Origin of the sequence: Pseudoalteromonas sp. Ld19 (assembly GCF_045064135.1) — a bacterium.
Taxonomy (GTDB): domain Bacteria; phylum Pseudomonadota; class Gammaproteobacteria; order Enterobacterales; family Alteromonadaceae; genus Pseudoalteromonas; species Pseudoalteromonas aliena.
Window position 1 is genome coordinate 18,138 of the sequence record NZ_JBISHA010000016.1, and the last position, 13,518, is coordinate 31,655.

A 13,518-nucleotide genomic window follows, 5' to 3' on the forward strand; every position below is an offset into this window, starting at 1 on the left:
TGCTGCAACTCAAACAGATTAGGGAATTAGCAAGTGGCCCAAACGTTATACGAAAAAATTTGGCAAGCACACACCGTTGCCAGCATAAACGAGCAAACCGACTTACTTTATATTGACCGCCATTTAGTGCACGAGGTGACTTCTCCGCAGGCTTTTGCAGGTCTACGTGAAAAAAACCGTACTGTACGTTGCCCAGAAAAAACCTTTGCAACGATGGATCATAACGTATCGACTAAAAGCCGATCACTTGATGCCGCAAGCGAAGTATCTAAAAACCAATTAATGGCGCTTGATAAAAACTGTAAAGAGTTTGGTATTGTACTTTACGATTTAAACTCAATTAACCAAGGGATAGTGCACGTAATGGGCCCAGAGCAAGGTATTACTTTGCCAGGCACAACCATTGTATGTGGCGATAGCCATACCTCTACGCATGGTGCGTTTGGCGCATTAGCGCATGGTATTGGTACGTCTGAGGTTGAGCACGTATTAGCAACGCAAACGCTACAGCAAAAAAAGGCGAAATCGTTAAAAATTCAAATTAATGGTGTATTACGTCCAACGGTTACTGCTAAAGATTTAATTATGGCGGTAATTGGCAAGTTAGGTACCGCTGGTGGTACAGGTTATGTAGCAGAGTTTTGTGGTGCAGGCATTGAAGCGCTTTCGATGGAAGCCCGTATGACGCTATGCAATATGAGCATAGAAATGGGTGCAAAAGCGGGTTTAATTGCATCTGACCAAGTTACGTATGATTACTTAAAAGGTCGTCCGTTTGCACCAAAAGGCGCAGATTTTGATGCAGCCGTTGAATATTGGGAAACATTAAAAACAGATGAAGGTGCACACTTTGATTTAGTTGTTGGGCTAAATGCCGACGACATTCAACCGCAAATTACATGGGGCACAAGCCCAGAGCAAGTAATTGGCGTTGATGAGTGCATACCTGATCCAGACCAAGAGCCTGATTTAATTAAAGCTGATGCTATTCGCAGCGCGCTCAAATACATGGATTTAAAAGCAGGTGATAAATTATCAAGCGCAAAAGTAGACACGGTATTCATTGGCTCATGTACAAATAGCCGTATTGAAGATTTACGCGCTGCTGCAAAAATTGTTGAAGGCAAACAGGTTGTTGCAGGCATAGAGGCGTTAATTGTGCCGGGCTCTGGCCTTGTTAAAAAGCAAGCTGAAGATGAAGGCCTAGCTGATATTTTTAAAGCAGCGGGTTTTGAGTGGCGCGAGCCAGGTTGTTCTATGTGTTTAGCGATGAACGATGACCGTTTAGGTGCAGGAAAACGCTGTGCATCTACTTCTAACCGTAACTTTGAAGGTCGCCAAGGTCGTGGCGGGCGTACCCATTTAGTTAGTCCTGCAATGGCGGCAGCCGCTGCAATACATGGTCACTTTGTTGATATTAGAGGAGAAGCATAATGAGCGTATTTTTTAGTGGCTTAATGGTTCCACTTGATAAAAACAATGTAGATACTGACCAAATTATTCCTAAGCAGTTTCTAACATCAACTAGCCGCGAAGGTTTTGATGCTGCCTTGTTTTATGATTGGCGTTACCTAGATAACGACGAGCCAAACCCTGACTTTATTTTAAACCGCCCGTGTTACCAAGGCGCACAAATATTATTAACGCGCGATAACTTTGGTTGCGGCTCATCTCGTGAGCACGCGCCGTGGGCGCTTAAGCAATATGGTTTTGAAGTTATTTTGGCTGAAAGCTTTGCAGATATTTTCTTTAATAACTGTGGTAACAACCAAATGTTAGCCATTGCGTTACCAGCCGACACGCTTGAGCAACTGTTTGTGCTTAGCGAGCAGCACGACGATATTAACATTGAAATCGACCTTAAAAATCAAACACTAACAAGCAGTAAGTTTGCATCAATTAGTTTTGATATTCGTAAAGATGTAAAAGAGCGCTTATTAAGTGGCTTAGATTTTATTGGTGTAACCGAAACGCTAAATCCACAAATTGATGCCTTTGAAAAGCAACTAGCAGCTGAGCGTTCTTGGCAGTAACTTATTGAAAGTCAAACTCTCCCTCTGAGCGCGATCATATTGGTCGCGCTTTTTATTTAAGTGCTAAAAGATACAATTTTAATTGTGCTGCAATTATAGAGCTGCTATTTTCAAAATATTGAGCAAAAGTAAGTAACTAAACATGCAGTTAACGTCACCAAAGGCAGTCGGTATTTTTTTAGGTGTGCTTTATGGTATATCAATGCGAATTGTTATTGAATTTAGTACCGCGTTAAACTTTGGTAGTCTAGTAACAATTTCATTTATGTTTTTAGTACCAGTTGCTATTGGTTATATTCGCGTTCATTTTGAATATAACGAGAACCCCAACTTAACTTATCGCCAAATGATAGTAAAAGCTTGGCAGCCCATTTTTATATTTTTGTTAGTTAGTATTGTCACTCTACTCGAGGGCAGCATTTGTGTTGCAATGGCCTTACCTGCATTTATGTTTTTTGCGAGCTTAGGTGGCGTGCTTGCCGGTTTTACCCGCAGAAAAATTTCACAAAAATCAAATGCCACATTGTTGTCGATAACGCTACTGCCGTTGGCTTTATCGCCGATTGAGCTTAATTTTTTACATTTATCAAAAACGTACGAAGTAACAAATTCAATTACTATTAATGCACCAATTAATATTGTATGGCAGCAACTTACGAATGTGAGTCATATAGAGCCACAAGAAATTCCCTTCTCGTTAACTCGATTTATAGGCGTTCCTAGACCATTAGAAGCAAATATGAATGCAAGCGGTGTTGGTGCAATTCGTACAAGCACATGGCAAAAAGGTGTTGTGTTTAAAGAGATAATTACTGATTGGCAGCCAAACAAGCAAATGCTTTATAAGTTTGAAATAAACCCTGATTTAATTCCTGATAACGCATTAGATAAACACGTTAAACTGGGGGGCGAATATTTTTCACCACTTAATGGCGGTTATCGGTTAAGTGAAGACAAGAGCGGCAATACAATTTTAGCGTTAACAACTAAAGTGCAAGATAACACTAATTTTGGTGTTTATTCACGAATATGGGGAGAAGTGATATTTCAAGATTTTCATCATTCACTATTAACTTTGATGAAAAACAGGGCTGAAAAACCACTTGCCGCAGTTATTTCCCATAGCTAATTTAAATCGCTATGGTATTAAAAAACTATTATAAGAGTACTTTATGAAATTATTAACGGCAGCAACTTTGTTATTTTCCTCATCAGCAGCTATTGCACGCCCTGCGCCTTTGGTGTCTGTTCCTACTCACGATGCATTTTTTAATAGCATTGCAGCGCACTGCGGAAAGGCGTTTGAGGGTAAGGTTACAGTAGATAATGCAAAAGGGCCAAGCTCATTTGAGAATAAAAAACTAGTTATGCATGTACGTAAATGCACTGATAGCGAGCTACAAGTTCCGTTTCATGTAGGTGATGATGCGTCACGTACGTGGATCATTACAAAAACAGGTAGTGGCTTGAGCTTGAAGCATGATCATCGTCACAAAGATGGTACCGACGACGCGTCTACTATGTATGGCGGTCATACACTTGATGCAGGCTTTGCACGAATGCAGTCGTTTCCTGCTGATCAATATTCAAAAGAGTTATTTGTAGCACAAGGTATTGCACAGTCGACAGGTAATACATGGCAAATGTATATTTATCCTGAGGTATTTACGTATCGATTGATTCGTCAAGGGCGTGAGTTTAAGGTGGATTTTGATTTAACTACACCAATTACTCCACCAGTAGCGCCATGGGGCTACGAAAAATAAACTATTTTTCTTTTTTCTCGGGTGTTTCACATTGCAGTAAAACATTTAGATCGGGTTGATAGGCGCGTGGTTTAGTCGGAAAACGTTCGTATTCTTGCACGCCTTCAAGCACTTTTAACATAAATGTATTGCCTCGGCATAATCGGTCAGCATGGCGTAATAAAAATACACTTTGATTGGTAAAATGCTCATAGTCGTCGGATTTAATTTCTATTTTATAGTTTTCTTCGCCAATTTTTGTCTGATAGTAATGTACTTTATTATCAAAGTCGTAGAGCTTCTCCGTTTTGGCTTTTTCAGCAAATGCAGTGCCTACACTCGAAAGGGTTATTAGTGCGCTAGCAATTACTAAATACGGTGTATTTAATCCTTTCATATAATAACTCCTTTAATTTACGAACTTAATACCCATTAATTACTCATATAAGTTCAGTGTATTTATATTAATACCTATTATCTTATCGCTATAATAGATCACTAATTTCATGCAACTGGTATAAGTTTAACACTCAAAAATGGATAATGTGATGTTTAAACAAATCAAACAGCTATTTGCCTCATTCGATGAGCCGCAGCTCAGCATGCAAGAACATGACTTAAAAACTGCTGTTGCTGCATTATTAATTGAAGTTATGCGAGCAGACACCAAGCTTGATCATAACGAACAGCAAACTTTGACTATCACCTTAAAAAAGTATTTTAATTTAACCGATATACAGGTTGATGAGCTTACTACTAATGCGGCGAGTAGTTTAGATGAGTCTATTGATTACTTTCAATTTTCGAAACAAATTAACGAACATTGCAGCGCGGCACAGCGTATAGAAATTATAGAATTATTGTGGCGTTTAGCGTATGCAGATGGTGAAATTGATCCACAAGAAGATTATGTTATACGTAAAGTTGCAGGGCTTTTATATGTTACTCATGTTGATTTTATTGCCGCTAAAATAGCGGCGACAAATCACTAGGGCGTGTTGACCTTTCGTGATTAATTTTGCAGCAGACTGTTTGGTATTTAGGCAAGGCAGAGCCTATGATGTGTGGTTGCTCCCCATAAATAGGCGATAACGCAGCATAAATGCCAAACATGCGCTGCCCTTTGAGCTCGATCTAGGGACGGTTGACTCTTTGTTGCTCGGTTTTTACTTAGCCCACTAGGTTATAAACCTCGCGCCGCGATTCAATCGCCCCTAGATTGAACGAATTTCAATCTACAAAGGTCAACACGCCCTAGATGTTAAGCAAGACTATTTGTACGCTGTAGATGAGCGGTAATAAACTGGCTTAACACGAGTGAGCATGCGGCTAATGCTGCACCAAAGTAAAAAACGAGTGCTTGGTCGTATAACCAAATTAGACCAAAAGCGGCGGGAATGATCACTGCGGCAATATGGTTAATAGTAAAGCTAACAGAGGCTGTGGCGGCAATGTCTTCAGGTTGTGCTATTTTTTGAAAATACGTTTTTAAAGCGATCGCCATGGCAAAAAATAGATGATCAATCACATAAAGGCCAGCTGCGAATAACGGTGATTCAACCAGTGCATAGCCAATAAAGACTAAAATTAAACCGCTGTACTCAATAGTTAAGGTTTTCTGCTCGCCTATTTTACTGATCATTTGCCCTATTTTTGGGGCAATAAAAATATTAATAACGTGATTTAGCATATATAAAGCGGTGATTTGGGCAACATCGAAACCAAACTTTTCGACCATTAAAAAGCCTGCAAATACCATAAATATTTGCCTGCGTGCACCAGAGAAAAACAGCAATAAATAGTACAGGCTGTACTTCTTTCGCAAAATGATTTTTTTATGTTGTACGGAATGTATTTTAAAGCTCGGGAACGCTAAAACTAATACCACTGTTAGCACAAAGCCTACACCACCGAGTACAAAATAAAGCCATTTATAGTCGGCTGCAAAATAAGTAACACTCAAGCAGATTGTGCCATAAGTCAGCAGTGACGCCATTGACTTGATTGACAGTAACTTGCCTAATTGTAGTGGTGCTTCTTGTTTATTAAACCATTGCAAGCTTAAAGATTGATTAATGGTTTCAAAGTAGTGAAAGCCTATCGACATCAACACTGTAGTGGCATACAAGCCATAAATAGTAGGGAAGAACCCTGTGATAGCGACCCCAATTGAGAGTAAGTATAGGCTTATAAGTGCAAATGTTTGTTCTTTGAGCACAAGCAATACAAACACTGCTGTAAACGCTAAAAATCCGGGTATTTCACGCAAAGATTGCAGCATCCCCATATTAGCGCCAGTAAAATTAGCCGCCTCGATAGCAAAGTTATTAAGTAGTGCCATCCAGCCAGCAAAAGTCACTGCCATTATTACGGTCGCTAATGCTAAAAAGTTAAACGGCGATTGCCAGGTCTTATCTCCAGTGTGGTCTTTCATTTTTTTCCTTAAGCACATTTGTTGATATTGTAGCGCTAGGGCGTGTTAACCTTTTGCGATTAATTTTGCAGCAGACTGTTTGGTATTTAGGCAAGGCAGCGCCGATGTAGTGTGGTGTTCCCCATAAATAGGCGATAACGCAGTATAAATGCCAAACATGCGCTGCCCAAAGGGTTCTTCCTAGGGGCGATTAACTCTTTGTTGCTCGGTTTTTACTTAGCCCGCTAGGTTACAAATCTCGCGCCGCGATTAAATCGCCCCTAGATTGAACAAATTTCAATCCACAAAGGTCAACATGCCCTAGTGTAAGGTGTTTTTAAGATGACCAAAATTGCATAATATGACACAAAGTTTATCTGATCAGACAAATTGCTGGGTGAGTATTAAATCACGCTTTAAACGTACTAAGCTTGACAGGCCTATTTTCCCAAGGCCAGGCCCAATGCCACCTTGGCAGCATGTTCAAACTCATCAGCATACGTGGGGACAGCTAGCGTATGCCAGTAGAGGTGTAATGACGGTGGCAACATCGCAAGGGCGCTTTGTGGTGCCGCCTAATCAGGCTGTGTGGTTACCACCGCATTTACCTCACGAGACTTTTTGCCGTTACGGCGGTCAGTTTAGTAGTGTTTATATTGATGTACCTTACGTCGCACGTTTAGGTTTAAACGCTAAAGTGTTACATATTGACGACTTGTTAAAAGCGATGATTTTAATGATTTGTAGCTGGCCAGAAGATTATAATCTAGACGTGCAGACTAAGCGGTTTATTGATGTATTTATTGATCGTTTGGAGTGCGCGCCAACCAGTCAATTTTTTATACCAACAGCGCAAGATAATCGTTTGACGCCAATTTTAAGTGAACTACATGCAAATCCTGGATGCCATAAAACGCTTGAGCAATGGGGTCTTGAAGTCGGCGCATCGAGTCGTACATTAAATCGCTTATTTAATAAAAGTTTTTCTATGAATTTTAGCCAGTGGAAGCAAAAACTTAGAGCGTTGCGTGCGGTCGAAATGCTAGAAAGTGGTCACTCTCAACAATATATTGCGCAGCAGCTAGGGTTTGAATCTAGCTCGGCATTTAATACTGCTTTTAAAAAAATATTAGCAACAACGCCGGGCCAGTATTTTAAAAATAGATAGTCCGCTATTTATTTAACCTCGAGAACGAAGTTATTTATTAAGTTTGCTCGCTACACTAACAAGTTGTTGTGCAAGGCTGGCCACTTTATCGGCTGTAACGGGGTCACTGATTTTTCCGCTTTCATCAAGCACAGTATGTATAGCGGGTACTGCAAGCTGGTCAGCTAATACTAAGCTGCCAATGCCTGATAAAATATCACGTACATGATTTAAGCCACGTAATCCACCCAAACCACCTGGCGACGCTGCATATAAAGCCGTTACTTTATTGCGAAAAGCAGGAACCGCACCTTGCTCTGTTCGCGACGCCCAATCAATCGCATTTTTAAGCACCGCAGTAATTGAGCCATTGTATTCTGGGCTAGCGAGTAAAATACCATCGGCTGCGCGTAACTTGTCTTTTAATAACTGTGCGCCAACGGGTGTACCTTGTGCTTCAATGTCTTCATCAAACATGGGTAAATCTAAATCGGCAAGTTTAATAACTTCAACTTCTGCACCGCTTTCTAATGCAAAATGTGCCGCTTCATTAATTAATTTTTGGTTAAAGCTGTTTTTACGTAAGCTGCCTGCAAGGGCAATAATTTTTGGTACAGTCATGGTAGTCGCCTTTAATAGAGTGATTGGGTTTGTCTGTGAACTACTTTAGCAAATTTTTACTTGTAGAAAACCCGAATAAACGCAACACTTGTGTGCGTATACGCACATAAGTAAAAGGCAAGCAATATGGCGATAAAATTTGATGACTGGCAAGATGTTAAAGTCGCATTTGAAGTGGCTCGCTTAGGCACGTTAACAGCGGCAGCTGAAGCGCTCAATGTACACCATAGCACAGTGCTTAGGCGAATTAATAATCTAGAAAAAAACTTAAACGCAAGGCTGTTTCATCGCCATGCCCGTGGTTATAAAGTAACTGAAATTGGCACTAAGTTATTTGCGACAGCGCAAACCATTCATGGCTCATTAGAGCAGTTGCATAACGATATTGCTGCCGCCGACAGTACTCTCAGAGGTAGTTTACTGCTTACTACAGTGAGTGGTTTTATGGATTTACTTGGTGATGTATGCGAGCAGTTTCAAGCGTTACACCCGCAGGTGCAGTTAGAAGTTATTTTAGAGCAAAAAAGGCTAAGGCTCGATCATGGGCAAGCGCATATTGCAGTACGAGCAGGACCCAAACCTGATGAGGGTGATTATATTGCGCAGCACTTAGCACTGTTGTCGTCAGGTTTGTATGCTAATAAACGTTATATTAATAAGTACGGAATGCCTAAATCGTTAAGTGATTTACAGCAACATAATTTTGTATCAGGTGTGGCGGGTTTTAATGCTCGAGTACCTTATTTTGCATGGGCTGATGAACATATTCCTGCATCGCAAATAAAGCTACGCGTGTCTGAAACTGCAGAGGCAACTCGTGCAATAATTAAAGGCTTAGGTATTGGTGGGTTACAGCACAATGTAGCGGGGCAATATCCTGATTTAGTGCCTATATTACACAGTGAGTTAAGCTGGCCTACCGATGTATGGTTAGTCACGCATCACTTAGTGCATCGCACTGCTAAAGTACAAGCTTTTGCAGGGTTGCTAAAAACACATTTTAGTAAGTTAGCTGCTAATCAATAGCTTTAGCAGCATTTTAGCTATGTTTTAAATGATTATAATGTTTTTTTCACTTCTATCCCTAGGCGTTTAGCCAAGCGCACTAAGTTAGCTCTATCTAATTCAAGTACTCTTGCTGCTGCGGCCCAATTGTAGTTATGCTGCTTTAATTGCTCTGTAATTATTTGAAATTGCAAAGACTCAATAGCTTGCTTCAAAGGCTGGTTAATTGGGGCATTATTTAGAATTGTTGAAACAGGGCTTGGTCGTACATTCGATGTTAAGTCACAGTGTTCGCTGGTAATGGTTATTATTGGGCTTTGCCACTGACTTTGTTTTGCTTTAAGTGCGCTACGGCTAATTACATGTTCAAGCTCGCGTACATTACCGGGCCAATTATATTGATTTAGCAGCATCTGCGCGTCGGTACTTAGTTTTAATTGTTTTATTCCTAACTTACGAGCTGTTTGTTCAATAAAATAACCAGCTAGGAGTGTGATGTCTTGCTCGCGTTTACTAAGCGGTGGCACGGTAATGGGATAAACACTTAGGCGATGGTATAAATCGGCTCGAAAGCGCCCTTGTGCGACTTCTTCCTTTAAATTTCTGTTAGTGGCAGCAACGACGCGTACATCTACGTATTTTGGCGTGTCTTCACCTACCGTTTGTATTTCGCCACTTTGTAGTACACGCAATAGCTTACTTTGCATGGCAAGAGGCAGTTCGCCTATTTCATCTAAAAATAACGTGCCGCCATCAGCTAACTGAAATTTACCTTGGCGTGCATTTTGTGCGCCAGTAAACGCTCCCTTCGCATGACCAAAAAATTCACTTTCGGCAAGATTTTCAGGAAGCGATGCACAGTTTAGGTGAATAAGTGGTTGATCTTCTCTAGCTGAGTTTAAGTGAATATTACGTGCTACTAACTCTTTCCCTACACCGGTTTCCCCCAAAATTAGTACGCTAAAGTTAGACGCGGCGACGAGTTTAATTTCATTTTTAAGCGTTTGCATGAGCGGGCTTTGACCAATAATTTCGCCGCCGTCCCTTGTTAATGCTTCTCGATTTAACTCTTGCACTAGCGCATTTGAATGCTGTGCATGCTGTTTGTAGTGGGCAAGTTCTAAGGCTGTTTTAAAGTGCGCACTGCATAGAGTTTGTAAGGTATTGAGAGTATCTGCACTGATGTTATTAAATGCGTTGGCGTTGAGGCTATCCAATGTGAGTACACCCAATAGCGCATTTTTATCATAAAGAGGTAAACCTAAACACGCGTGCACAGGAATATCACCCGTTTTAGCTAATAACAGGCCATCGTACGGATCGGGTAATGGGCAGTCGTGAGCAAACTGCAGTGCGAGCGTGCTTTTGCAGATAGCTTCAAGGCGAGGGTGCTCTATTACTTTAAATCGTCTACCAAGGCTATCGGGCATCAACCCTTTAATTGCTAACGGTTTCAATTGTTCGCCCTGCAGTACCAATAACGCACTTGCATCACTTGGAATAACCCGCTCAACCGTTGCCAATAGCTGCTCAAAGCTATGCTCGTGCAGTGTGCTTTGCGCTAGCTCTAAAGCAACTTGTGTAAGGTTTAACTGCTGGCTCATGTCAAAATGACCTTTATGTGTTTTTATGATTTCATTTATAGTAGGTCATAAAGACTTGTTTTGTAAAGGGTTTTTATTTAACTAACTGAATTTTAAAGTTTAAATTGTTGGCACGATACGTGTAATAGCTAATTGATGTAGTTAATTATCGAGGTTGTTATGAATACAATGATGCTGAATAATTTAAATCCCCAAACACAGTCTATCTCGCTATACAAAACGCTATTGTTTGCTGCTAATACAGCCTTAGGCGTTAGTATGGTGTGTATTGCTGTAAGTATTTTAATTAGCTATCCATATGCTGAGCACTTTTCAATTCCGGTTCAAGTATCTGCTCATATTAGTACTATTGTTATCGCCGCTATTTTAAAAGTAAGTTATGTGCTGCGATGTGTTGCACAGCACAGCACGGCTTGGGGCAGGAAGTACGCTAATGCGCCCTATAAATTTAACTGAACCAATGCCCGAGCATGTCGCTATTTATCAAATATCGCAATGGCCGTTATGGATGTTGGCTTTTAGGCCTTTCTTTTTAGCTGGTGGCTTATTGGCATTTTTATCGGTGGCTTATTGGCTACTTATTTTAACAGGTAGTGTAAATTGGCACTTATCAATGCCTGCTACATTATGGCATGCACACGAGATGCTGTTTGGTTTTGCAGGCGTTGTAGCTGTTGGCTTTTTACTTACTGCGGCACAAACGTGGACAGGCGTACCCAGTATAAGTGGCAAAGCGCTCATGTGGCTTACGTTTATATGGCTGTTAGCTCGTTTAGCATTTTTTGTGGTATTGCCAGATATTGCTTATTTTAATTTATATGCAGCACTTATATTGCAAGTTGTGTGGTGGCTGGGTGCCATAATCGCGTTGGCGAATATGTTATTAAAAGCAAATAGCAAAAGTAACTATCCATTTTTAGCCATTTTAGCGGTGCTATGTGCGCTCAATACGTTGTATTTAATACTAGTGCTAGAGCAAAAAATGCAGCTTGCAATGGCTGTGGTTGATACCGCAGTACTGGTAATGACTTTACTTGTTGGCATTGTGGCAGGCCGCGTTTTGCCCTTTTTTACAGCCAAGGGATTGGGCCTTACTGAGCAAGTACGCACTCCTAAAATAGATAAAGTTGTTTTGTATTTATCTGTACTGGCTATTACTTTATTTTTTATTAGTAAATTATTTTTAAGCCCTATTAGTCCAGCTCCTGTGGTGGCGAGTGTCGCTGTATTGCACTTGGCCCGCTCTTTCTATTGGTGGAATAGTAAAGTACTTAAAATACCTTTGTTGTGGTCTTTGCATTTTTCGTATTTAGCTTTAGGTATTGGGTTAATGCTGGTGGCAATAAGCTTTATTGGCAGTACGGTTGCATTTAAAGATGCATTACACCTCATTACTATTGGCACAATAAGCATGATGATTTTAGCCATGATGACTCGTGTATCACATGGTCATACAGGGCGAACGCTCACTATTCCTCATTATATGGCCGTTGCATTTGCTCTCGTGCTAGTTGCTGCAATTACTCGTTCACTACTCCCTTTTATTATTGGGCCTCACCTAGCTTGGCAAATAAGTGCTCTGCTGTGGTTAGTGGCTTTTTTATTATTTTTAATTCACTGCACACCTATATTAACGCGGCGTCGTGTTGATGGGCGTCGTGGTTAGTTCACCTACAGGAAAACACTATGTTATCTGATAAAACCATTGAGATTGTAAAAAGCACTGTTCCGTTATTAGCGCAGGCGGGTACGGTTGTTACCGATCATTTTTATAAGCGCATGTTTAGTCATAATCCAGAGCTTAAAAATATTTTTAATATGGCGAATCAAGATACGGGTCGTCAGCAATTTGCACTTTTTAATGCACTCGCAGCGTACGCGCAAAACATTGATAATTTAGCCGTATTAAAAGAAGCACTGGCCCGTATTAACCATAAGCACACGAGCTTAAATATTTTACCTGAACATTACCCAATTGTAGGTGCGCATTTAATTGGCACACTAAAAGAGCTTATTCCCGAACAGTTTACTCCCGATGTAGAGTACGCGTGGCGTGAAGCATACGCACTACTTGCTGATATTTGTATAACTGAAGAAGCGGCTTTATATGCGCACAGTAAAAATAAGTACGGCGGCTGGGCAGGTACTCGTGAGTTTAAAATAACCAACAAGCAGGTTGAATCTGAGCTTGTTACGAGTTTTATACTTACGCCAGTTGACGGTGAGGCGGTTATCACACACAAGCCAGGGCAATATTTAGGTATTAAAGTTAAACCAGAGGGCGCCGAATATGAAGAAATACGTCAGTATTCTATTTCACAAAAAAGCAATGCTAAAAACTATCGTATTAGTGTTAAAAAAGAGCTACAACCAAAGCTTGGCATGGTGTCTAATCATTTACACGCACTAGAGCTGGGCGCTATTGTTGAGTTATATCCACCTGCGGGTGACTTCTTTTTGCGTAACAATACAAACCCTGCGGTACTTATTTCAGCAGGTGTTGGGCAAACGCCTATGCTTGCCATGCTTGAAACGTTATTAAGTGATAACTCTAATCAAGATATTATGTATTTACATGCATGTGAAAATACTCAGCAGCATTCGTTTGCAAAATATTTGAATGGACTAAATGCAGTATATAACCGTCTACAAACAATGACGTGGTTTAATCAAGCCATTGAGGGCGCTGACTTTATAGGGCTGATGAATTTAAACGCAGTACAAACACAATTACCATTAACGAATGGCGACTTTTACTTGTGTGGCCCTGCGGGGTTCATGGCATTTATAAAAAATCAATTGCTTGAGTTAGGTGTTAAAAACGAGCATATCCATTATGAAGTATTTGGTCCGCATCAAGACTTATAATACCGTTTAAAAGTGGGCATATTTTATACCAAACTGCATAAACCTTTAATCAATTTAACGAATTGAATTGCACTATAACGTC

At 40.5% G+C, this 13,518-nt stretch carries 14 protein-coding genes; 10 read left to right on the forward strand and 4 right to left on the reverse strand.

Features of this window, described 5'->3' with window-relative positions; all coding sequences use genetic code 11:
* Positions 1-33: 33 nt before the first annotated feature.
* The 4 genes from leuC (at position 34) to ACJJVZ_RS04435 (ending at position 3,799) form a co-directional block, all read left to right on the forward strand.
* Positions 34-1,434, forward strand: coding sequence for a 3-isopropylmalate dehydratase large subunit (gene leuC, locus ACJJVZ_RS04420; RefSeq protein ID WP_273046750.1), 1,401 nt, complete (start codon positions 34-36; stop codon positions 1,432-1,434).
* Positions 1,434-2,033: a 3-isopropylmalate dehydratase small subunit gene (gene leuD / locus ACJJVZ_RS04425; protein ID WP_405598493.1), complete on the forward strand. Its 600-nt coding sequence runs from the start codon at positions 1,434-1,436 to the stop codon at positions 2,031-2,033. Before leuC ends, leuD begins: the two co-directional genes overlap by 1 nt.
* A 142-nt stretch (positions 2,034-2,175) precedes the next feature.
* Positions 2,176-3,162 (forward strand): hypothetical protein, encoded by a 987-nt coding sequence (locus ACJJVZ_RS04430; RefSeq protein WP_405598496.1) that lies wholly within the window; start codon positions 2,176-2,178, stop codon positions 3,160-3,162.
* 43 nt (positions 3,163-3,205) lie between these two features.
* Positions 3,206-3,799, forward strand: a complete 594-nt coding sequence (locus ACJJVZ_RS04435) for a hypothetical protein (RefSeq protein ID WP_193156459.1) — start codon at positions 3,206-3,208, stop codon at positions 3,797-3,799.
* Position 3,800: 1 nt separating this feature from the next.
* Here the strand turns inward: ACJJVZ_RS04435 and ACJJVZ_RS04440 are convergent, their stop codons facing one another.
* Complete coding sequence (locus ACJJVZ_RS04440; protein ID WP_193156460.1) at positions 3,801-4,175, reverse strand: hypothetical protein; 375 nt, start codon at positions 4,173-4,175, stop codon at positions 3,801-3,803.
* A 151-nt stretch (positions 4,176-4,326) separates the two neighbouring features.
* Here ACJJVZ_RS04440 and ACJJVZ_RS04445 point away from each other — a divergent pair, with 151 nt between their 5' ends.
* Positions 4,327-4,770 (forward strand): TerB family tellurite resistance protein, encoded by a 444-nt coding sequence (locus ACJJVZ_RS04445; RefSeq protein ID WP_193156461.1) that lies wholly within the window; start codon positions 4,327-4,329, stop codon positions 4,768-4,770.
* Positions 4,771-5,039: 269 nt separating this feature from the next.
* Here the strand turns inward: ACJJVZ_RS04445 and ACJJVZ_RS04450 are convergent, their stop codons facing one another.
* Positions 5,040-6,212 carry an MFS transporter gene (locus ACJJVZ_RS04450; protein WP_405598499.1) on the reverse strand — a complete coding sequence of 391 codons (1,173 nt, stop codon included), beginning with the start codon at positions 6,210-6,212 and terminating at the stop codon, positions 5,040-5,042.
* A 340-nt stretch (positions 6,213-6,552) separates the two neighbouring features.
* Here ACJJVZ_RS04450 and ACJJVZ_RS04455 point away from each other — a divergent pair, with 340 nt between their 5' ends.
* Positions 6,553-7,359 (forward strand): helix-turn-helix domain-containing protein, encoded by an 807-nt coding sequence (locus tag ACJJVZ_RS04455; RefSeq protein WP_193156463.1) that lies wholly within the window; start codon positions 6,553-6,555, stop codon positions 7,357-7,359.
* Between the two features lie 30 nt (positions 7,360-7,389).
* Here the strand turns inward: ACJJVZ_RS04455 and ACJJVZ_RS04460 are convergent, their stop codons facing one another.
* Positions 7,390-7,959, reverse strand: coding sequence for an NADPH-dependent FMN reductase (locus ACJJVZ_RS04460; protein ID WP_405598503.1), 570 nt, complete (start codon positions 7,957-7,959; stop codon positions 7,390-7,392).
* 126 nt (positions 7,960-8,085) lie between these two features.
* Between ACJJVZ_RS04460 and ACJJVZ_RS04465 the strand changes: the two genes are divergently transcribed.
* Complete coding sequence (locus ACJJVZ_RS04465; protein ID WP_182701683.1) at positions 8,086-8,985, forward strand: LysR family transcriptional regulator; 900 nt, start codon at positions 8,086-8,088, stop codon at positions 8,983-8,985.
* A gap of 32 nt (positions 8,986-9,017) precedes the next feature.
* Here the strand turns inward: ACJJVZ_RS04465 and norR are convergent, their stop codons facing one another.
* Positions 9,018-10,568, reverse strand: coding sequence for a nitric oxide reductase transcriptional regulator NorR (gene norR, locus ACJJVZ_RS04470; protein ID WP_405598507.1), 1,551 nt, complete (start codon positions 10,566-10,568; stop codon positions 9,018-9,020).
* 159 nt (positions 10,569-10,727) lie between these two features.
* Here norR and ACJJVZ_RS04475 point away from each other — a divergent pair, with 159 nt between their 5' ends.
* The 3 genes from ACJJVZ_RS04475 to hmpA are packed head-to-tail and all read left to right on the forward strand — an operon-like array spanning position 10,728 to position 13,436.
* A complete protein-coding gene (locus ACJJVZ_RS04475) occupies positions 10,728-11,024 on the forward strand; it encodes a hypothetical protein (RefSeq protein ID WP_405598510.1) in 297 nt (98 codons plus the stop codon).
* Positions 11,002-12,234 carry an NnrS family protein gene (locus tag ACJJVZ_RS04480; protein WP_405598513.1) on the forward strand — a complete coding sequence of 411 codons (1,233 nt, stop codon included), beginning with the start codon at positions 11,002-11,004 and terminating at the stop codon, positions 12,232-12,234. Before ACJJVZ_RS04475 ends, ACJJVZ_RS04480 begins: the two co-directional genes overlap by 23 nt.
* A 20-nt stretch (positions 12,235-12,254) precedes the next feature.
* Positions 12,255-13,436, forward strand: a complete 1,182-nt coding sequence (hmpA, locus tag ACJJVZ_RS04485; protein WP_405598516.1) for an NO-inducible flavohemoprotein — start codon at positions 12,255-12,257, stop codon at positions 13,434-13,436.
* Positions 13,437-13,518 lie beyond the last annotated feature (82 nt).

Coding starts and splice junctions, on each gene's coding strand:
- leuD (WP_405598493.1), top strand. CDS start 1,434: ATGAGCGTATTTTTTAGTGGCTTAATGGTTCCACTTGATAAAAACAAT.
- ACJJVZ_RS04430 (WP_405598496.1), top strand. CDS start 2,176: ATGCAGTTAACGTCACCAAAGGCAGTCGGTATTTTTTTAGGTGTGCTT.
- ACJJVZ_RS04435 (WP_193156459.1), top strand. CDS start 3,206: ATGAAATTATTAACGGCAGCAACTTTGTTATTTTCCTCATCAGCAGCT.
- ACJJVZ_RS04440 (WP_193156460.1), bottom strand. CDS start 4,175: ATGAAAGGATTAAATACACCGTATTTAGTAATTGCTAGCGCACTAATA.
- ACJJVZ_RS04445 (WP_193156461.1), top strand. CDS start 4,327: ATGTTTAAACAAATCAAACAGCTATTTGCCTCATTCGATGAGCCGCAG.
- ACJJVZ_RS04450 (WP_405598499.1), bottom strand. CDS start 6,212: ATGAAAGACCACACTGGAGATAAGACCTGGCAATCGCCGTTTAACTTT.
- ACJJVZ_RS04455 (WP_193156463.1), top strand. CDS start 6,553: ATGACACAAAGTTTATCTGATCAGACAAATTGCTGGGTGAGTATTAAA.
- ACJJVZ_RS04460 (WP_405598503.1), bottom strand. CDS start 7,959: ATGACTGTACCAAAAATTATTGCCCTTGCAGGCAGCTTACGTAAAAAC.
- ACJJVZ_RS04465 (WP_182701683.1), top strand. CDS start 8,086: ATGGCGATAAAATTTGATGACTGGCAAGATGTTAAAGTCGCATTTGAA.
- norR (WP_405598507.1), bottom strand. CDS start 10,568: ATGAGCCAGCAGTTAAACCTTACACAAGTTGCTTTAGAGCTAGCGCAA.
- ACJJVZ_RS04475 (WP_405598510.1), top strand. CDS start 10,728: ATGAATACAATGATGCTGAATAATTTAAATCCCCAAACACAGTCTATC.
- ACJJVZ_RS04480 (WP_405598513.1), top strand. CDS start 11,002: ATGCGCCCTATAAATTTAACTGAACCAATGCCCGAGCATGTCGCTATT.
- hmpA (WP_405598516.1), top strand. CDS start 12,255: ATGTTATCTGATAAAACCATTGAGATTGTAAAAAGCACTGTTCCGTTA.